The organism is Mycobacterium arosiense ATCC BAA-1401 = DSM 45069 (assembly GCF_002086125.1).
GTDB classification, from domain to species: Bacteria; Actinomycetota; Actinomycetes; order Mycobacteriales; family Mycobacteriaceae; genus Mycobacterium; species Mycobacterium arosiense.
In genome coordinates, this window is record NZ_MVHG01000004.1 from 154,148 (window position 1) to 172,960 (window position 18,813).

Consider the following 18,813-nt stretch of genomic DNA (forward strand, 5'->3'; position numbering starts at 1 on the left):
GTAGAAGGATGGTAAAGGCAATAAAGCCCGGCTTCGGCGCGTCGTTGTTCGACCGAGCCGTCGCATCGCGTTCGAAGCTGCCCAAGGCAACACATCGCTTCCGGATCGAACGTGACCTCGCCGTGCCCATGAGGGACGGGATTACGTTGTTAGCCGACCACTATGTTCCGACCGGGACGCAGGGCCGCGGAACGATCCTGATCCGCACGCCGTACGGGCGGGGCCTGCCCATCAAAATGGATGCGCGGCTGTTTGCCGGGCAGGGCTATCACGTGGTGGTGCAGAGCTGCCGCGGGTCGTTTGGTTCCGGTGGCCAGTTCACGCCGATGGCCGCCGACATCGACGACGGCCAAGACACCATGGGGTGGTTGCGCGCGCAGCCGTGGTTCGACGGGCGACTGGCCACCTACGGGGCGTCTGCTGTGGGATGGACGCAGTGGGCCCTGCTGGTCGATCCGCCGCCAGAGCTGCGCGCGGCGGTGATAATCGCCGGCTTTCATAATGCCGTCGAGTTCGGCTTGGGCACAGGCGCTTTCCGTCTCCACGACCTACTCACGTGGTCGAAGGTGATGCTGAACCACGAGCGGTTCGGGTTGCTCGGTGCCATGTGGGTCTTCGCCCGGGCCGCCAAGCTCAACGCCCGCACCGTCGCGGCCCTCCCGCTGGCCGAGGCGGCAGACATTGCACTCGGACATCGGGCGCCGTGGTTTCGCAAATGGCTGTGCAACCAAGACCTCAGCGACCCGTTTTGGGAGCCCTACAACGCCAGCGCCGCGCTGGAAAAGGCGTCGGCGCCGATCCGGCTGGTCGTCGGTTGGCAAGACCTTCTACTCACCCACACCATGCGCCAGTATGACGTGCTGCATGAACGCGGACTCGACGTCACGCTCACCGTCGGGCCATGGATACACCAGCAGGTAGTCAGCGGCGCGAACGGGCAGCTTGCCGCCGACAACCTCGACTGGATGGCCGAGCACCTGGCGGGTGAACCCGTCGCCCGCAAGCACCAGCCCGTCCGGTTCGCCGTCACCGGCACCGACGAATGGCGTGAACACCCGCACTGGCCGCCACCAACCACTGAACAGGTCCACTATCTCGGTCTGGGCGGGCAGCTCACCGGGCAGCAGCCGCCGACCGGCACCTCCTCGTTCACCTACGACCCCGCTCATCCCACACCGACGGTTGCCGGGCCCTTGATCGACAACGACGCCGGAGTGCGCGACAACCGCGACCTCGAGGCACGCTCAGACGTGCTGACCTTTACCACCCCCGCGCTGGGCGAAATGCTGGAGATCATCGGCACTCCGGTCGTGGAGCTCCACCACAGCACGAGCAATCCGCACGCCGACGTGTTCGTCCGGCTCTGCGATGTCGACGCGAAAGGCTGCTCCCGCAACTTCTCTGAGACTTTCCTACGGCTCGACCCCGCCGCCGGGGACGGGCCGCTGCGGCTACATCTGCACCCCTGCGCACACCGGCTAGCCCCCGGCCACCGGCTACGGCTACAGGTAGCGGGCGGCTCGTTCCCCCAGTACATGCGGAACGAGGGCACCGGCGCGCCACCAGGCACCGGCACCGAACTGCGCCCATGCCGACACACCATCCACCACGGCAAATCCCGAGTGATACTTCCCATCCCCGCATAAATCGCCGACCGGCACACCGCGTTTGGGTGACGAGGGCACGGGCGCCGCCTTATCACCACGTGCGGGAATCAGAATCCGTTGTTTGACCACGGACGCCAGGGACGGCGGACCACCACATCAACGGATGCTCGGCGCTGACAGCGCCCGCGTTGCGTTTGAACCCCCTACCCCGCCGTACGGTCCGTGAGCGCCTGGTGCGCCGCGTTGTAGCCGGGGATGAAGGTGATGCCCGGGCCGCCGTGGCAGCCCGCGCTGCCCAGATACAGGCCCTCGATGGGGATGGGCTGACCGAGGAAGCCGCGCGGGCCGGGCCGGTTGGGCCCGATCTGGTTGGCGTTCAACAGCCCGTGGCAGTAATCCCCGCCGGGTGCGCCGAACATCACGCCCATGTGCCTGGGCGTGAAGGTGGTGTGCCGGATGATGCTGCGTTCGAAATTCGGTGCGAGCCTGGTGATCTTGTCGATCACCCGCTGGCCCATCTCGACCTTGGCCTGCCCGTAATCCACGTCGCCCTCGATGGGGAAGAACAGCGCGAACGCCGACGCGGCGTGCTTTCCCGACGGCGCCAGGTCCGGGTCGTTCTGCGACGGGATCTGCAGCACGACGGTCGGGTCGGCCGGGACGATGCCGCGGCGAGCGTCCTCCCATTGCTGCTGGACTTCCTCCGGCGTGCAGAAGAGGCCGATCGAGGCCTGCATGGCCGATGAGTTGAGGGCCTGGTAGGGCGCGGCGAAGACGGGCGCCTCCTCGAGGGCGAAGTGCATCTGCAGGTAGCTGCCGCGGTGGTCGATGCGCGCATAGCGTGCCCGGATGTCGGCGGGCAGCGCGGCGGGATCGATCATCTCGTTGAGCGTGACGTCCGGCGCGATCCCGGAGACGACGATCGGGGCGTTCAACGTCTCTCCCGCCTCGGTGCGCACGCCGGTCACTCGCCCGTCGGCGACGAGTATGTCGGTCACCTTGGTGCGCAACCGGAGTTCGCCGCCGTGACTTCCCAGCACATCGCGCAGATGCGAGGTCAGCGCGCCGATGCCGCCGCGCAGCTTCTTCATCTGCATGGTGTCGCCGTCGGGAACGCCGAGCCCGAAGGCGAGGGCGGCCGCGCTGCCCGGCGTGGCCGGCCCGCGGTAGAGGGTGTTGACCGCCAGCACGGTCATCGAGCCGCGGATGGCGCCGAACTTTTCGCGGTCGGGCAGATAGCGGTCCAGCACGTCGGTCACCGAGCCGAACAGCATGTCGTCGATCGCAGCGCGCTCGAATTCATTTGTGGCGCAGGCATACATCTCGTCGATGCTCTTGGGCAAAGTCCCGGCTTCGAACCGGCCCAGCGCGCGGGTGGGGCCCTGGCTCCACGCCATCAGTCCCGCCATCCCGTTCACGGCGTCCGCCCCGTGCACCTCGTTGAGATGGGCGAACAGCTTGATCGGGTCGCTGTACTGAATCAGCGGATCGTCGCCGACCCCGCGCACCGCCACCGACATCACGTCCAGGTCGATCGTCGGCAGCGTGTCCAGGCCCAGCTCGTCGATCACCACCTGCGACGTCGGAAACTGCACCGAGCCCGCGACCTCGAACTGGTATCCGTCGAAAAGCTCGACGGTGGAAGCCATCCCACCCGCGTAGAGCTTGGGATCCAGGCACACCGTGCGCAGGCCGGCCTTCTGCAACAGCACGGCCGCCGTCAGCCCGTTATGCCCTGCACCGATAACTATCGCGTCGCATTCGGTCATGTCCTGCCCTCCGAAAGGGAGGCTCGCACGAGCGCCAAGTTTTGTCAATTATGACGAAACTGTGGTCATCCACGTGCCGGAGATCCCGCCGCGTAGCGACTCGAGCGCCACGTGGGTGATCCGGGCCAGCTCGCCGAGCGACCGGTTGTCGCCGACCATCCAGGCCTCCATGGCGCCGAACACCGCGGCGGCGATGCACCGCGCACTCACGGTGACCCGCAGCCGCGCATCCGGCGTTCGATCGGCCGCGCCGCTTCGCCGACGTAGCTGCTCCTCGATGACGTCGGCCAGGTCGGCCTGGACGTCGCGGATATGGCGGACGATGCGGCCCTGATCCAGGCCGCCGCCCCGCAGCGCGGCGATCTTCGTCACGGCCTCAACGTCATAGGGGAAGGCGAACACGGCCGCCTGCACCGAGTCGATGACCGGCTCGTCGACCGGCCTGGCGGCCAGCGCCGCGCGAAACCAGTGCAACCCGGTGTAGTCCGCGAACAACAAATCGTGCTTGGAGCTGAAGTGACGGTAGAACGTCCGCAACGACACCCCGGCGTCGGCGGCGATCTGCTCGGCCGAGGTGTCCTCCACGCCCTGGGCCAGAAAACGCACCACGGCGGCCTGGCGCAGCGCTTCGCGCGTGCGCTCGCTGCGCGCCGTCTGAGCGGGCCGGACCATGGCAGTAACGTACCAAGAAAAAGTTTGACAATATTGACAAAACTTCGGCGGACGGGTGAGACTGCGCCCATGGTCTCGCTACTCACTCACGCGGTGCTCGGACTGGCGGTCATCAGTTGGATCGTCTTGGCCAACAGAGGAGTCTTCGCCCGGCCGGCCAGCGGCCCGCTCTTCTCGCCGATGGAAGTCGTGTACTACGTCGTCGGCGTCGCGTCGGTCGTCCTCGGCTGGTACTTCAACATCACCTACGTGCAGGAGTACGCGCACGGATCCACCAACCCCCTGTGGGGCGAACACGGCAGCTGGCTCGAATACATCAAGTTGATGTTCACCAACCCGGCCGCCAGTTCGGCCAGCCAGGACTACACCATCGCCAATGTTGTTCTGCTGCCGATCTTTACGATCGTGGACGGCTACCGTAGGGGCCTGCGCCACCCGTGGCTGTACTTCGTGTCCAGCCTGTTCACCAGCTTTGCGTTCGCATTCGCGTTCTACTTCGCCACGATGGAGCGCCAGCGCCGCCACGAGCGGGACCGCGCAACGGTGGCCGCTTAACCGATCGGTGTGGCGGCCCGCCACTTCTGCCGGCCGCCCTTGACCTCGGTGTGGATGTCGGTGAATCCCACCGCCGCAAGCCGCCCCGGCAGGTCGGCCGGCGCAATCGGGTTGTAGGTGTCGGCGACGTGCAGCAGCCTAAACGCCAGCGACGGGACGCCGTCACTGCCGGCGAAGACCCCGCCCGGTCGCAGCACCCGGAAGGCCTCGGCGAACAGGCGATCCTGCAGCTCGGGGCGGGGAACGTGGTGCAGCATGGTGAAGCACACCACCGAGGTGAAATGGTCCGCCGGCAGCCCCGTTGCGCTGCCGTCGCCGTGAATGATGCGCGCGCGCTCGCCGTAGCGGCGCTGCAGGCGCTCGGCCATGGCGCCGTCGACCTCGACGGCGGTGAGCGACGCCGCCCGATCGAGCAGCGCACGCAGCGTCGCCCCGTAGCCGGGGCCGATTTCCAAAGTGCGCGGGCCTAATTCGACGTCCCGCAGGGTCCACGGCAACAGCTGATCGGCCACCGCCTGCTCCCAGCCCGCCGAGCTACAGCGGCGCCGGTGCAACAGATTCATCGCCATACCGACAACGCTAGGCCCCCGGATGGGTTGCGGACTTCCGATATTCTGCCTTGATATGTCGGAATTCAGCCATCACGGGCCGGCGACTTCGTCGCTGACGCTACCGCCCGGGTCCCGCATCGAGCGGCACCGACATCCTTTGCACCAGATCGTCTACCCGTCCTCGGGCGCCGTCTCGGTGACCACCCCGACCGGAACGTGGATCACGCCGGCGAACCGCGCAATCTGGATACCGGCGGGTTGCTGGCACGAACACCGATTCCACGGCACCACGCAGTTTCACGGCGTCGCGCTGGACCCCGACCGCTACCGCCGCGTCCCCGCGGCGCCCGCCGTGCTGGCGGTCAATCCCTTGATGCGCGAACTGATCATCGCCTGTTCGCAAACCGATGGCACCGACACCGATGAGCACCACCGGATGCTGGCCGTGCTGCACGACCAGTTGCAGGCGACCAGCATCGGGGAGGGGCTGTGGGTTCCCACACCGGTCGACAGCCGGTTGCGGCAAGCGTGCGCACTGATCGCCGACAACCTGCGTGAGTCGTTGTCGCTGCAGCAGATCGGTGACCGGCTCGGGGTCGGGCAGCGCACGCTGAGCCGCCTGTTCAGCGACGAACTGGCGATGACGTTCCCGCAATGGCGCACCCAGGTCCGGCTGCAACACGCCCTCGTGCTGCTTGCCGAGCGGCGCGATGTCACCTCGGTGGCGGCCGAATGCGGTTGGGCCACAACGAGTTCCTTCATCGACACCTACCGCCGAGCCTTCGGGCACACGCCGGGTCGGGTGGCCGGTAAGGCGTTCTAGCCGCTGGGCTCGAGCACTTCGGCGCCGACGAACGGCACCAGGGCCTCGGGCACCCGCACGCTGCCGTCGGGCTGTTGGTGGTTCTCCAGGATCGCCACCAGCCACCGCGTGGTGCCCAGCGTGCCGTTGAGCGTGGCCGCGGTCTGCGGTTTGCCCGCCTCGTCGCGATAGCGGGTCGCCAGCCGGCGCGCCTGGAAGGTGGTGCAGTTCGACGTGGAGGTCAGCTCGCGGTAGGCGCCCTGCGTGGGAACCCAAGCCTCACAATCGAATTTGCGTGCGGCCGACGAACCCAGGTCGCCCGCGGCCACGTCGATCACCCGGTACGGCACCTGGATGCGGGCCAGCATCTGGCGCTGCCAGCCCAGCAACCGCTGGTGTTCGGCCTCCGCATCCGCGGGTGTGCAGTAGACGAAGCCCTCGACCTTGTCGAACTGATGCACCCGGATGATGCCGCGGGTGTCCTTGCCGTAGCTGCCCGCCTCGCGGCGAAAGCACGACGACCACCCCGCGTACCGCAGCGGCCCGCCGGACAGGTCCAAGATCTCGTCGGCGTGGTAGCCGGCCAGCGGCACCTCCGAGGTGCCCACCAGGTAGAGGTCGTCGGCCTCCACGCGGTAGACCTCGTCGGCGTGCGCGCCGAGGAATCCGGTGCCGGCCATCACCTCCGGGCGCACCAGCACCGGCGGGATCATCGGGATGAAGCCGTTGTCGACGGCCAGCCGCAACGCCAGCTGCAACAGGCCCAGCTGGAGCAGCGCGCCCTTGCCGGTCAGGAAGTAGAACCGCGAGCCCGAGACCTTGGCCCCGCGCTGCATGTCGATAAGCCCGAGCGACTCACCGAGCTCCAGGTGGTCCTTCGGATGGTCAATCGCCGCGGGCTCGCCGACCACGTCGAGCACGGCGAAGTCGTCCTCCCCGCCGGCGGGCACCCCGTCGATGACGACGTTGGAGATCGCCATGTGCGCCGCGGTGAACGCCGCCTCCGCGTCGGCCTGGGCGGCTTCGGCGGCCTTCACCTGCTCGGCCAGTTCCTTGGCGCGCGCGAGCTTGGCCGGGCGCTCCTCGGGAGAGGCCGCCCCGACGCTCTTGCTGGCGGACTTCTGTTCGGCCCGCAGCCCGTCGGCCGACGAGATCGCGGCCCGGCGGGCGGCGTCGGCGGTCAATAGAGCGTCTACCAGGGCCGGGTCCTCGCCACGACTGAGCTGGGAGCGGCGCACGGCGTCCGGGTCTTCCCGGAGCAGCTTCAGGTCGATCACGGCCCCGAGACTACTTTCACCGGTTCGGGCCGGCTGGTGGAGCATCCACCCGGCAGAGGCGCAGGACTCACATCCGTAACTTTTGTCACCGGTCCCAGGTGCTGCTGTCAGAATGGAACGGATGTCGCAAGCGCCCGAGAAGGAACTTTCGGAAGCCCGGGAAGGTCGGGCGGTCGAGCCGCCCTCCGATTCGACCGGTGGGCCGTCCGAGCAGCAGCCATCGGCCTTCGGCTGGCCACGCAGCCTGCAGGCCCGGGCGACCCGGCGCGCGCTGCTCCTCACCGCCCTCGGCGGTCTGCTGATCGCGGGGCTGGTCACCGCGATCCCGGTCGGTGGTCCCGGGTCCGACCGGTTCCTCGACAGCAGCCCGGTGCGCAGCACCGGAACCAAGAGCGACGCCGCCTTCAACCGGGCCGCCCCCGGGGAGTGCCTGATGTGGCCGGAAACCACCCCGGAGTCGGCGAGGATCGTCAACTGCGGCGACGACCACAAGTTCGAGGTCGCCGAATCGATCGACATGCGGACGTTCCCGGGCTCCGAGTACGGGCCCAACGCCGCGCCCCCCACGCCCGCGCGCATCCAGCAGATCACCCAAGAACAGTGCGAGGCCGCCGTCCGCACCTATCTCGGCCCCAAGTTCGATCCGAACAGCAAGTTCACCGTCAGCCTGCTCTGGCCCGGCGACCGGGCCTGGCGCCAGAACGGCGACCGCCGGATGCTGTGCGGCCTGCAACTGCCCGGCGTGAACAACCAGCAGCAGGCCTTCAAGGGCAAGGTCGCCGACGTCGACCAGTCCAAGGTGTGGCCGGCCGGCACCTGTCTGGGCATCGACTCGGCGACCAACCAGCCGACCGACGCCCCCGTCGACTGTGCGGCGCCGCACGCGATGGAGGTCACCGGCACGGTCAATCTGGCCGAGAAGTTCCCCGGTGGCCTGCCGGCCGAGCCCGACCAGGACGGCTTCATCAAGGATTCGTGCACCAAGCTGACCGACGCGTACCTGGCGCCGGTCAAGTTGCGCACCACCACCTTGACGCTGATTTACCCGACGGTGCAGCTGGCCAGTTGGACGGCGGGCAGCCGGGAGGTGGCCTGCAGCATCGGCGCGACGCTGGGCAACGGCGGCTGGGCCACCCTGCTGAACAGCGCCAAGGGTCAGCTGCTGATCAACGGTCAACCGCCGGTGCCCCCGCCCGACATTCCCGAGGAGCGGCTGACCATGCCGCCGATTCCGCTTCAGGTCCCGGCGCAGCCGCCGTCCAGCCAGTCCAGCGGCGGCACGGGCTCGATCCCGGAAATCCCGCCGAACAACCAGCACCTGCCCGGCCAGCAGCCCGCGCAGCAATCCCAGCAGCAGGCGCCGCAGCAACAAGCTCCGGCTCAGCAGGCGCCCGCTCAGCAGCCGCCGCCACCGGCGGACAACGGCGCGCCGCCGGCCAATCCGGCGCCCGAGGCGCCGGCTCCCGCGCCGCCGCCACCGCCGAATCCCGCACCCGAGGCGCCGCCCGCCCAGCCCCCGCCGGGAGGCTAGCCGGGTGTCCGTCCGGATGAATTCGCAGCGCTTCGACGAACTGGTCTCCGACGCCCTCGACCTCATCCCGCCCGAGCTGGCGGCTGCCATGGACAACGTCGTCGTGCTGGTCGAAGACCGCCATCCCGAGGACGCCGAATTGCTTGGCCTGTACGAAGGGGTGGCGTTGACCGAACGCGACTCCGATTACTTCGGATCGCTGCCGGATGCCATCACCATCTACCGCGACGCGCTGCTGGACGTCTGCGAATCCGAGGACGAGGTCGTCGAGGAGGTGGCCATCACGGTGATCCACGAAGTCGCTCACCACTTCGGCATCGACGACGCCCGGCTGCACGAGCTGGGCTGGGCCTGAAAAGCTTCCGCAGCGCCGGATCGCCGGGCGCGGCAGCGCCAATTTGTCCGCGGCGGGTGCTATGAACTCAACTATGAGCATCGACTGCCGCGACTGCCGGGCGGGCTTAGATCACTGTCACGGCACCATCATTCGCCACGCACTGCGCCGGTCGGAATGCACCGAGCCGGATTGCTTCAGTCCCGAGCTGGTGACGCACACCTTCGTCATCGACTGCGACGCCGTCGGGTGCGTGTGCACCGAAGCGATCGCGCTGGCCGTCTGACCGAGGGATCAACCCATCGGGTCGGAGCTTGACCGCACCGCGTCCGCCACGGGCGTCGCCTCTTCCTCCGGGTAGAACGGTGGCGTCGACGTTCCCCAGCGCACGCAACTCCACCGCCCGTCGGTGATCGGGGTGAGGGCCACCGAGTGGGCGTTGTCCAGGTGATTGTCCAACGCGAAGCCGGCGTCCACGCCGGCCAGTACCGCAGCGGCCAGCCGGATCGCCGCGCCGTGGCTGACGACGACGATGTCGCCGTGGAAGTCGCGGTCGTCGAGGTAACGCAGGCGCAGGTCGGTGAGCACCGGAACGTAACGGTCGAGCACGTCGTTGCCTGTCTCACCGCCGGGAAGCGCCGCGTCGAGCTCGCCGTGGTGCCACCGCTCGTAGATCGCGTTGAACTCGGCGACGGCGTCGTCGTCGTTGCGGTTCTCCAGCCGCCCGACCTGCACCTCGTGGACGCCGGCCACCTCGATGGGAGATATGCCGACCTGGCGGCCGATCACCTCGGCCGTCTGCGAGGCCCGGATGGCCACTGAATGCGCGAGCATCGCCGGGTGCTTCGACCCGCGGGCGAACGCCCGGGCCTGGTCGCGGCCCAACGGGGTCAGCTCCGCGCCGGGCGGGCGGGTGTCGAGTCGGCGCTCGACGTTTCCGAATGACTGGCCGTGGCGCACCAGGATCAACCGACCGCTCACCGCTGCGCTCCCTCGGCAGACTCGTCGCCCTTGCCGTCTCGCAGCTGCTGAAGCCAGCGTGCGGCCTCGGCGGCGGACGGCGGCAACCCCCCGGCCGGCGAGCCGGTGGGCCAGGAACCGAGATAACGCACATCAGCACAACGACGGTGCAGCGCTTTGAGTGCCTCGGCTACGGCGTCGTCATCTATGTGGCCCACACAATCGGCGAAGAACCGGTAGGTGCCGAGTCCCGTTCTGGTTGGCCGGGATTCGATGCGGGTCAGGTCGATGCCGCGGACGGCGAATTCGGCCAGCGCGGCCAGCAATGCGCCCGGGGCGTTGTCGATGCGCAGCACCACCGAGGTGCGGTCGGCTCCGGTGCGGGCCGGTGGCGGCGCCGGCCGCCCGACCAGAAGGAAGCGGGTCCGGGCGTTGGATTCGTCGATGACACCCTCGGCCAGCGTGGCCAGGCCCCAGTGCGTGGCGGCCAGCGGCGAGGTCACCGCGGCGTCGACCCGTCCCTGCGCCACCTGCTGGGCGGCTTCGGCATTGGAATAGGCCGGCCGCAGCGCGGCGTCGGGCAGGTTGGCGGCCACCCACTGGCGCACTTGGGCCGCGGCCACACCGAAGGCCGCCAACGTCCGCACGTCCGCGGCGCTGCGGCCGGGTTTGACGACGATGCTGAACGCGACGTCCAGCGTGGTTTCGGCGAACACCTGCAGGGGTGAGCCGATGGCCAGGCTGTCCAACGTCGGTGTCACCGAACCGTCGATCGAGTTCTCGATCGGGACGCAGGCGTAGTCGGCGGCGCCGTCGCGCACGGCGTCCAGCGCCGCGGAGGCGCTTTCCACTGGCGAGGGTTGCACCCCGGCCGGCCCTTCGTCGGGAATCAGTCTCGCCGCGGTGATCTGTTGCAGCGCCGCCTCGGTGAACGTCCCCTCCGGACCGAGATAAGCGATGCGGGCCACGTCCCAACCCTAGCGGCGCGCGGGCCAGAAAAGGCTTGCGACGTAAACGCGGGTGAGTTAACTTAGGCTTACCTAATCAAAGGATGAGAATGGTGTTACCGCTGAGCTGTCCCGCCCCGACGACCGCCGAACGGATCCGCAGCGCCTGTGTCCGCGCCAGCGGCGCGCTGCTGGCCATCGAGCACGACGATCCGGTCCCCACCCCCCTGCACCACCTGATGGACGATGGATCGATTGCGCTGGTACTTCCGGTCGGGCGGGGACGCGCAATGATGCGCCCCATCTCGGGTTCCCAGGCGCTGTTGGAGCTGACCGACTACGCGCCGCTACCCCTGCGCGAACCGGTCCGTTCCCTGGTGTGGGTGCGCGGGCGCCTCCAAGAGGTACACCCGGCCGACGTCCTCGCCATGCTCGACCTGATCGCCGCCGAGTGCCCCAACCCGGTCCTGCTGGGCATCGACACGCCCCGCAGCGTCCGCGGCGACGGCGAAGGGCCGCGCTACGCCCTGTTACGGCTCGAAATCGCCTCGGTGGTCGTCACCGATGCCACCGGCGCCGAGCCGGTCAGCGTGGACGACCTGCTGAACGCCCGGCCAGATCCGTTCTGCGCGCTGGAGACGAGCCTGCTGTGGCACCTGAACACCGCCCACGGCGACGTCCTGGCGCGGCTGGTGTCCCGGCTGCCCGCGCCGCTGCGGCGCGGGCACGTGCGGCCCCTGGGCCTGGACCGCTACGGCGTCCGCTTTCGCGTCGAGGGCGACGACCGCGATCACGACGTCCGGCTGCCGTTTTACAAACCCGTCGACGATATGACCGGCCTCAGCCAGGCGATCCGGGTGCTGATGGGCTGCCCGTTCATCAACGGGCTGCGGGCGCGCGGCTAGCTGGAGCGCGGCGCACCGGCAGGCCCGCGCCCCGGCCACGTACGTTTACTCAGGTGAACGGCGAGCGCTCACCCCAGCGTCGGCGGCCTCCGGGGTGGGGCCCGCCCGGGCAACCGCGCCCCGAGCCGCCGCAGGTGATCCATCGCCACACCGTCCCGCCGCCGTCGCCGACGGCGGAGACCCAGCCGCTGCACCGGCCGAGGCCGCAACCCGCCGCGGTGCCGCCGTCGCGACCGCAGGCGCCCAGCACGTCGCGCAGGCGCCGCGCGCGCCGTCGGGTCAGCGCGGTGCTGTCGGTCCTGCTGGTGGTGGCGCTGCTGGTCGGTGCGGGGGTCGTGGCCGGGGCCGTCTGGTTCGACACCAAGCTGCACCGCGAACAGGTGCTCGCTGACTACCCGGACCGCCCCGCAACCGGCCGGGGCACCAATTGGCTGATCGTCGGATCGGATAGCCGCCAGGGCCTGAGCGCCGAGCAGCAACAGGATCTGGCCACGGGCGGCGACATCGGTAACGGGCGTACCGACACGATCCTGCTGGTTCACGTGCCGGGCATCGGATCCGGAGCGCAGACGTCGATGGTGTCGATACCGCGCGACTCCTATGTGCCGATTCCCGGGCATGGCAAGGACAAGATCAATGCCGCTTTCGTGATGGGCGGCGCCCGGCTGCTGGTGCACACGGTCGAACAGGCCACCGGGTTGCGCCTGGATCACTACGCGGAGATCGGATTCGGCGGGTTCGCCGGCCTGGTGGACGCGCTGGGCGGGGTCACGGTGTGCCCGACGACGTCGTTCGACGACCCGTTGGCCGGCATCGACCTGCCGGCGGGTTGCCACACCCTCAACGGGCGCACCGCGCTGGGCTACGTCAGGTCGCGCGACACGCCCCGCGCCGATCTGGACCGGATGGTCAACCAACGCCAGTTCGTGGCGGCGCTGCTGCATCGGGCCGCGACCCCCGCGGTGTGGCTCAATCCGTGGCGCTGGTACTCGGTGCCACGGGCGGCCGCCGACGCGCTGACCGTCGACCGCGGCGACCACACCTGGGACCTGGCCCGGCTCGGCTGGGCGCTGCACGGGTCGACCGCCACCATGACCGTCCCGATCGGCCAGTTCACCAGTGGCGACGCCGGCTCGGTGGTGGTGTGGAACCACGACGCAGCCGCGCGGCTGTTCCAGTCGCTGGCTTCGGACGCGCCCGTGCCACCCGCCGCGTCGGACGAACCGCAATAGAGGCCGGCTAGCCGCTGCCGGCGCGGTTGCCCTGTAACCACGCCTTGGTGCGGCCGGGGTGGTGCGTGGCGAGCCACGCCACCCCCACGTCGCGGCAGAAATTGACGTCCTCGTAATCGTCGACGTTCCAGCAGTAGACCGCCCTGCCCTGGGCGATGGCCCGGTCGGCGAGCTGGGGATATTCTCTCAGCGTCGACAACGAAGGCCCCACGGCGGTGGCGCCGATGGCGGTGGGCGCACCGCTGGTCAGGTAACGGCCGGTCTTGCCGAGCAACACCGTGGGCAGCAGCGGGGCGGCCCGCCGGATCCGCCAGACCGCGGACGCCGAGAACGACATCACCACCGCACGCGACCGGTCCGCCGAGGCCGGCGCGGCGATGCCGAACCGATGCAGCGACGCGAGCAGCTTGGTTTCGACCAATGAGCCGTACCGGACCGGGTGCTTGGTTTCGATGAACAGCTTCACCGGGCGGTGCCAGTCCAGCACCAGCGAGACCAGCGCATCCAGCGTCAGCAAGCTGGTGTCGCCGTGCGTGCCGTCTTCGCGCCAGCTGTCGTGCCACGCCCCGTACTCGAGCTCGCGCAGTTCCGCGAGGGTCATGGTGCTGACCAAGCCCGCGCCGGTCGAGGTCCGGTCCAGCCGACGGTCATGCACGCACACCAGGTGGCCGTCGCGGGTCAGCCGCACGTCGCATTCCACGCCGTCGGCGCCTTCTTTGAGCGCGAGGTCATAGGCGGCCAGCGTGTGTTCGGGCCGGGCGGCCGACGCGCCGCGGTGGGCGACGACATAGGGGTGCCCGGCGAGCACCTCATCGGCCCACGTCATACCCCTATGCTGCCGGTTCCTGCCCCCTCAACTCAACTGGGTTGCCCGACGCCGGCGTGGCGGGCCGGTCATCGGGAACCGCCAGCCAACGATGCGCGGGACGTGCGACGGGTTTGCGCTGGAATCCTTCGAAGACGCGGGTCGCGGCGGCCAGCGTGGCGGCCGCGAACAGATAGGCGAAGACCATCAGAACGGTGTTGTTGGCGATTCCCTGGGCGTCGGCGGCGAAGCTGGTGGCGATGGCGGCGATGGACACCGCGTAGCTGCAAACCCACGCCGCCCACCACTGCCAGATGGCGCCGCGCAGCCGGGCGTAATGCTCGTCGAGCAGCGCCAGCTCGATCACGTACACGGGGGCCCACAGCAGATTGGCCAGCGGCACGACGCAGCCGGCCCACAACGCCCGCGTGGAGCGTGGCTCGGGCAGACCGTGATGGGCGAACACGGCGGCGCGGCGGGCGATCATCCAGCGGATCAGCAGCACGCCGGACGCGATCACCGCCGCGCCCGCGCCCACGCTGGCGAGCACGCCGAGCCAGTCGGCGCCGATGGCCACCCACGAGTTCAGCAAGGTGTCCCGGTTGATCACCAGCAGCACGTACCGCACCACGTAGACCAGCGCGGCGATGCTGAGCACCAGCACGCTCACAAACGAGGTGGTCCGAACGATCTGCGCCGACGGCCCCGACGGCGCCGCCGCTTCCGCGGCTGCGGGCGCTTGCTGGACTCGGTCGACCAAACCCCAGCGCGGGATCACGGTGTAGCGGGGCGTGGGTCCGAGGGGAGGGAGTCTGTGTCGCGCCGGCGGCGCGGCACCGGGGCGCACCGCTATCCAGCGATAGCCGGGGGGTAGCCGCGGTGGCGTCCGCTGCCACCCGGGCGATCTCGAGGGGCGGGCCGGCGCCGGGGCCCCGGGCGCGCTCCAGCGCGGGTCGGCCGCGGGGGCGTCCGGCGAGGGTGCCAGCAGGGCCCCACGGCAGCGGGGGCACCATTCACGTTGCCGGTCGCGCACATTCCAGCGCGTGCCGCACTGAGAGCACACCTGGATCACCGGACCAGACTAACGCCGTCCCGGCAGCCGTCGTCTCCGAGCACGGAGGATCGCGATGGCAACCCGCTGAGGCGCTGCGACTATCCACAGATTCCACAGGTTTATCCACATAGCTCCTTGGGGGTACAGAAAGCATCGCTACAGCCTCCGGCGGTTGACCGTGGTGTAACTGTGGATAACACCCGGGCGCTGGTGGCACACCATCGACAGCCCTGGGGGGTCGTCGAGCGAAATAACTTGCCTTACTAAACACCCATCCGGGCTGCCCGCGCGGCCGGGAATCGCCCAGGGTCCCGACCGGCTCGCGAGCCCGGCGCCGTGGCCAAGCCGCAGCTCAGCGCGATATTTTCGCAAGCCCGTCTCAAAGCGCTATGATCGCGTTCGCAAAAGTGTTGTGACTCACCTCACTGAGGCGAGGTGACCGGGGGTGAAAGGCGATTGATGGCCACGCATTCGTTCGGTCCGGGTTCAGCGGGCCCATCGAAGTCGTACTGCGGCTCACCGGCGTGGAATCACAGTTACAGCATCGCCGCGCTGCGCGCCGGCCTGATCGCCCTGGCATTACTGGCCGTGCTCGCGGTCATCGTCTTGGCTTGAATCGCCGCTCAGCGGGTATCCGCGTTCCGGCTCACAACTGTCGTTCTTGCGGAGCGCGCGGTCTTGGAGCAGGGTTGATAGCGGCCGGCCGCCGCTAAGCGGCGCCGCGCGACTGAGCGTCAAGACGATAATCGAAGAAAGGAATGCCGTGGCTGAATACACCCTGCCCGACTTGGACTGGGACTATGCAGCGTTGGAACCGCACATCTCCGGGCAGATCAACGAGATCCACCACACTAAGCACCACGCCACGTACGTCAAAGGCGTGAACGACGCTCTGTCCAAGCTCGAAGAGGCCCGCGCCAACGAGGACCACGCTGCGATCTTTTTGAACGAGAAGAACCTCGCCTTCCACTTGGGCGGTCACGTCAACCACTCGATCTGGTGGAAGAACCTGTCGCCGGACGGCGGCGACAAGCCGACCGGTGAACTGGCCGCCGCGATCGATGACGCGTTCGGATCGTTCGACCGCTTCCGCGCACAGTTCAGCGCGGCCGCCAACGGACTGCAGGGTTCGGGCTGGGCGGTCCTGGGTTATGACACCCTGGGCAGCCGGCTGCTGACCTTCCAGCTCTACGACCAGCAGGCCAACGTTCCGCTCGGCATCATCCCTTTGCTGCAGGTCGACATGTGGGAGCACGCCTTCTACCTGCAGTACAAGAACGTCAAAGCGGATTACGTCAAGGCGTTCTGGAACGTCGTCAACTGGGCCGATGTGCAGAAGCGGTATGAGGCCGCGACGTCGAAAGCCCAGGGCCTGATTTTCGGCTGACTTTATTTCGATCGGCTGGGGCGTCGCGCGGTTGCGCGGCGCCCCAGTCGTTTGTGGACCCTCGTCCTGGGGCTTGAGCAGGTCTGCGCCGGTGACCGTGTCGTGTTGCACGGCGCCTAAACCGCAGGCATGCTTGATTATTCGGACTTGCCAGTGTGGTTGTTCCAAGCGGAGTCATCGCGCGGAGGTCGAAATGGAAACTGGGTCGGACGGGCCTATCGGGGTGTCCCCGTTCCATTCTCGTGGTGCCTTGAAGGGGTTCGTGATCTCCGGCCGGTGGCCCGACTCGACCAAAGAATGGGCCCAACTCCTCATGGTCGCGGTCAGAATCGCATCGCTGCCCGGATTGCTCTCCACCACAACGGTGTTCGGTGCCCGCGAGGAATTACCGGACGAACCCGAGCCCGGCACGGTTGGCCTGGTGCTGGCCGAGGGCACGGTGTTCGGTGAATCGGCCATCAAGCCAGGCTATTTCGCGGATCATCAACCGCCGGCTCTGCTCATGTTGCACCCGCCGTCGGAAACCATGCCGTCGCTGCCCGAATGCACCGGCGCGGCATCCGGATGCGTCTTGCTGCCGGGGCTGCCCTATCTGGGACTCGAGCATCGCGCGGCCTGGGTGGAAGCCGAGGCCGACGGGACCATCACCTCGATGGTGAGCCGGGTCGGCGTCGACCCGATCAGCCACCCCGACACGGCGATACTGGCGATGCTGCTCGCCGCGTGACGAAATGCCCGATTGCGGCGCCGCAGGAGCGTCGCCGCAATCGACGCGCTGCCAGCGATGTCCGGCTGAGTTGACGGCGCCTCGACCGCCGGTGCCCGGCGGCCGCCCGCAGCCCCGCGGGACCGCCGCGCGGGCGTTTTTCTCACTCGGCAGCAAAGGGTGGGCTAAGCCAACCCAGATCGTCGGCCCGTTGCGGAGCGATTGCCGAGCGCATCCCGGCATATTATCGGCCCCGTCAGCGCACCTTTCGTCCGCCACCTTGGAACGAAGCTCCATTCTGCTGATAACCTGTGAGTTCCAAGGAATTAGTGGACACCCCAGCGAATCAGTTAGACGCTCGTCAAGTGGGGAGTTGGCAGGCGTCAGCTATGCCGGGCGCGATTCCCTCGGGGTTTGCACCTGGTTACGGTCACCGAGCCTCGCTACCATGATCAGCAAATACACCTAGGTAATAGTTCACTTCTACAGCCCAGTGGAGGTCATATCAATGAGCACGACGTTCGCGGCTCGCCTGAATCGCCTGTTCGACACGGTGTATCCGCCGGGACGCGGGCCGCACACCTCCGCGGAAGTGATCGCGGCGCTCAAGGCGGAGGGCATAACGATGTCGGCTCCCTACCTCTCCCAGTTGCGTTCCGGCAACCGCACCAACCCGTCGACGGCGACCATGGCCGCTTTGGCCAACTTCTTCCGGATCAAGTCGGCGTACTTCACCGACGACGAGTACTACGAGAAGCTCGACAAAGAACTGTCGTGGTTGGCGACGACGCGCGACGACAATGTGCGCCGCATCGCCGTGCGCATGGCCGAGCTGTCCCCCGAGGCGCAGCGCGAGGTCATGGAGCGGGTCGACGAGCTACGCCGCGCCGAGCACTTAGACGCCTGACGTCCACGCCGGCCACCAGCGGTCGGCCTGCCCTGGAGGGCTGCCAGCCGCCCATTCCGATTAGGGTTGGCTCAGCGGATCGCGCAACCGCGAGAGCGATAGTCCACCACTAACCGGGAGGCGGCCGGGAATGGGCCTGTTCGGCAAGCGAAAGAGCCGCGCGACGCGTCGCGCCGAAGCCCGCGCGATTAGGGCCCGCGCGAAACTTGAGGCCAAGCTGGCCGCGAAGAACGAGGTGCGGCGCGCCAAATCCGCTCAACGCGCGGAGGGCAAGGCGCTGCGCGCGCAGATCAAGGCGCAACGCGACCGCGACCGCAACGCCCTGAAGGTCGCGGAGGCCGAACTCAAAGCCGTGCGGGAGGGCAAGATCCTCTCACCGACGCGGATCCGCCGGGTGCTGACGGTGTCTCGGCTGCTCGCACCGATCCTCACCCCCCTCGTCTACCGGGCGGCGGTCGCGGCACGCGCGGTCATCGATCAGCGTCGCGCGGATCAACTCGGCGTCCCGCTGGCGCAGATCGGCCAGTTCTCCGGTCACGGCGCCCAGCTGTCGGCCCGCATCGCGGGGGCGGAAAAGTCGCTGCGAATGGTGCAGGACAAAAAGCCCAAGGACGCCGAGACCAAACAATTCGTGTCCGCGATCGCCGAGCGGCTCACCGATCTGTCGGCGGCGGTCACCGCCGCGGAGAACATGCCGGCCGCGCGACGCCGAGCGGCCCACGCCGCGATCTCGACGCAACTCAACGGAATCGAGGCGGACCTGATGGCCCGCCTCGGCCTGAGCTGACCAACCGTAGGAAAGGCGGCACCCC

At 68.5% G+C, this 18,813-nt stretch carries 20 protein-coding genes and 1 pseudogene; 13 read left to right on the plus strand and 8 right to left on the minus strand.

The window, feature by feature from the left end:
* Positions 1-8: 8 nt before the first annotated feature.
* Complete coding sequence (locus BST14_RS03300) at positions 9-1,646, plus strand: CocE/NonD family hydrolase (RefSeq protein WP_083063157.1); 1,638 nt, start codon at positions 9-11, stop codon at positions 1,644-1,646.
* Positions 1,647-1,810: 164 nt separating this feature from the next.
* Here the strand turns inward: BST14_RS03300 and BST14_RS03305 are convergent, their stop codons facing one another.
* Positions 1,811-3,376 (minus strand): phytoene desaturase family protein, encoded by a 1,566-nt coding sequence (locus BST14_RS03305; RefSeq protein ID WP_083063158.1) that lies wholly within the window; start codon positions 3,374-3,376, stop codon positions 1,811-1,813.
* A gap of 48 nt (positions 3,377-3,424) precedes the next feature.
* On the minus strand, positions 3,425-4,048 hold the full coding sequence (locus BST14_RS03310; RefSeq protein ID WP_083063159.1) for a TetR/AcrR family transcriptional regulator: 624 nt from the start codon (positions 4,046-4,048) through the stop codon (positions 3,425-3,427).
* 69 nt (positions 4,049-4,117) lie between these two features.
* On the opposite strand from BST14_RS03310, the gene BST14_RS03315 reads away from it, so the two are divergent.
* Positions 4,118-4,603, plus strand: a complete 486-nt coding sequence (locus BST14_RS03315) for a DUF2834 domain-containing protein (protein WP_083063160.1) — start codon at positions 4,118-4,120, stop codon at positions 4,601-4,603.
* On the opposite strand, the gene BST14_RS03320 is transcribed toward BST14_RS03315, so the two are convergent.
* The gene (locus tag BST14_RS03320; RefSeq protein WP_083063161.1) at positions 4,600-5,172 is read right to left on the minus strand and encodes a class I SAM-dependent methyltransferase; all 573 of its coding nucleotides are present in this window, start codon (positions 5,170-5,172) and stop codon (positions 4,600-4,602) included. The two genes, BST14_RS03315 and BST14_RS03320, sit on opposite strands and share 4 nt — an antisense overlap.
* A gap of 55 nt (positions 5,173-5,227) precedes the next feature.
* On the opposite strand from BST14_RS03320, the gene BST14_RS03325 reads away from it, so the two are divergent.
* Complete coding sequence (locus BST14_RS03325) at positions 5,228-5,977, plus strand: AraC family transcriptional regulator (RefSeq protein ID WP_083063162.1); 750 nt, start codon at positions 5,228-5,230, stop codon at positions 5,975-5,977.
* On the opposite strand, the gene serS is transcribed toward BST14_RS03325, so the two are convergent.
* Positions 5,974-7,233, minus strand: coding sequence for a serine--tRNA ligase (serS, locus tag BST14_RS03330; protein WP_083063163.1), 1,260 nt, complete (start codon positions 7,231-7,233; stop codon positions 5,974-5,976). The genes BST14_RS03325 and serS overlap by 4 nt on opposite strands.
* A gap of 112 nt (positions 7,234-7,345) precedes the next feature.
* Here serS and BST14_RS03335 point away from each other — a divergent pair, with 112 nt between their 5' ends.
* The 3 genes and pseudogenes from BST14_RS03335 to BST14_RS03345 all read left to right on the plus strand — a co-directional run bounded on the left by BST14_RS03335 (position 7,346) and on the right by BST14_RS03345 (position 9,384).
* Positions 7,346-8,764: a septum formation family protein gene (locus BST14_RS03335; RefSeq protein WP_083063164.1), complete on the plus strand. Its 1,419-nt coding sequence runs from the start codon at positions 7,346-7,348 to the stop codon at positions 8,762-8,764.
* Between the two features lie 4 nt (positions 8,765-8,768).
* Positions 8,769-9,186 (plus strand): annotated as a pseudogene (locus BST14_RS03340) (metallopeptidase family protein); the annotation flags it as partial.
* A 6-nt stretch (positions 9,187-9,192) separates the two neighbouring features.
* Complete coding sequence (locus tag BST14_RS03345) at positions 9,193-9,384, plus strand: hypothetical protein (protein WP_083063166.1); 192 nt, start codon at positions 9,193-9,195, stop codon at positions 9,382-9,384.
* Positions 9,385-9,392: 8 nt separating this feature from the next.
* Here the strand turns inward: BST14_RS03345 and BST14_RS03350 are convergent, their stop codons facing one another.
* On the minus strand, positions 9,393-10,079 hold the full coding sequence (locus BST14_RS03350) for a histidine phosphatase family protein (RefSeq protein WP_083063167.1): 687 nt from the start codon (positions 10,077-10,079) through the stop codon (positions 9,393-9,395).
* On the minus strand, positions 10,076-11,026 hold the full coding sequence (gene pheA, locus BST14_RS03355; RefSeq protein ID WP_083063168.1) for a prephenate dehydratase: 951 nt from the start codon (positions 11,024-11,026) through the stop codon (positions 10,076-10,078). The genes BST14_RS03350 and pheA overlap by 4 nt, the downstream gene beginning before the upstream one ends.
* An 89-nt stretch (positions 11,027-11,115) precedes the next feature.
* Here pheA and BST14_RS03360 point away from each other — a divergent pair, with 89 nt between their 5' ends.
* Positions 11,116-11,910, plus strand: coding sequence for a DUF2470 domain-containing protein (locus tag BST14_RS03360; RefSeq protein WP_083063169.1), 795 nt, complete (start codon positions 11,116-11,118; stop codon positions 11,908-11,910).
* Positions 11,911-12,197: 287 nt separating this feature from the next.
* On the plus strand, positions 12,198-13,142 hold the full coding sequence (locus BST14_RS03365) for an LCP family protein (protein ID WP_083063200.1): 945 nt from the start codon (positions 12,198-12,200) through the stop codon (positions 13,140-13,142).
* Positions 13,143-13,149: 7 nt separating this feature from the next.
* Here BST14_RS03365 and BST14_RS03370 read toward each other — a convergent pair whose 3' ends face one another.
* Together BST14_RS03370 and BST14_RS03375 are read right to left on the minus strand one after the other, a co-directional pair.
* Positions 13,150-13,968 (minus strand): glycerophosphodiester phosphodiesterase, encoded by an 819-nt coding sequence (locus BST14_RS03370; protein ID WP_083063170.1) that lies wholly within the window; start codon positions 13,966-13,968, stop codon positions 13,150-13,152.
* 4 nt (positions 13,969-13,972) lie between these two features.
* Positions 13,973-15,019 (minus strand): DUF4328 domain-containing protein, encoded by a 1,047-nt coding sequence (locus tag BST14_RS03375; protein WP_142279239.1) that lies wholly within the window; start codon positions 15,017-15,019, stop codon positions 13,973-13,975.
* Between the two features lie 441 nt (positions 15,020-15,460).
* Here BST14_RS03375 and BST14_RS30260 point away from each other — a divergent pair, with 441 nt between their 5' ends.
* The 5 genes from BST14_RS30260 to BST14_RS03400 all read left to right on the plus strand — a co-directional run bounded on the left by BST14_RS30260 (position 15,461) and on the right by BST14_RS03400 (position 18,788).
* Positions 15,461-15,616 carry a hypothetical protein gene (locus tag BST14_RS30260; RefSeq protein ID WP_169926040.1) on the plus strand — a complete coding sequence of 52 codons (156 nt, stop codon included), beginning with the start codon at positions 15,461-15,463 and terminating at the stop codon, positions 15,614-15,616.
* A 148-nt stretch (positions 15,617-15,764) separates the two neighbouring features.
* A complete protein-coding gene (locus tag BST14_RS03385) occupies positions 15,765-16,388 on the plus strand; it encodes a superoxide dismutase (RefSeq protein WP_083063172.1) in 624 nt (207 codons plus the stop codon).
* Positions 16,389-16,581: 193 nt separating this feature from the next.
* Positions 16,582-17,115 carry a peptidase gene (locus BST14_RS03390; protein ID WP_083063173.1) on the plus strand — a complete coding sequence of 178 codons (534 nt, stop codon included), beginning with the start codon at positions 16,582-16,584 and terminating at the stop codon, positions 17,113-17,115.
* Positions 17,116-17,602: 487 nt separating this feature from the next.
* The gene (locus BST14_RS03395; protein WP_083063174.1) at positions 17,603-18,001 is read left to right on the plus strand and encodes a transcriptional regulator; all 399 of its coding nucleotides are present in this window, start codon (positions 17,603-17,605) and stop codon (positions 17,999-18,001) included.
* Positions 18,002-18,131: 130 nt separating this feature from the next.
* Entirely contained in the window at positions 18,132-18,788 is a 657-nt protein-coding gene (locus BST14_RS03400; RefSeq protein WP_083063175.1) for a DUF6474 family protein, read from the plus strand.
* The last annotated feature ends 25 nt before the right edge of the window (positions 18,789-18,813 follow it).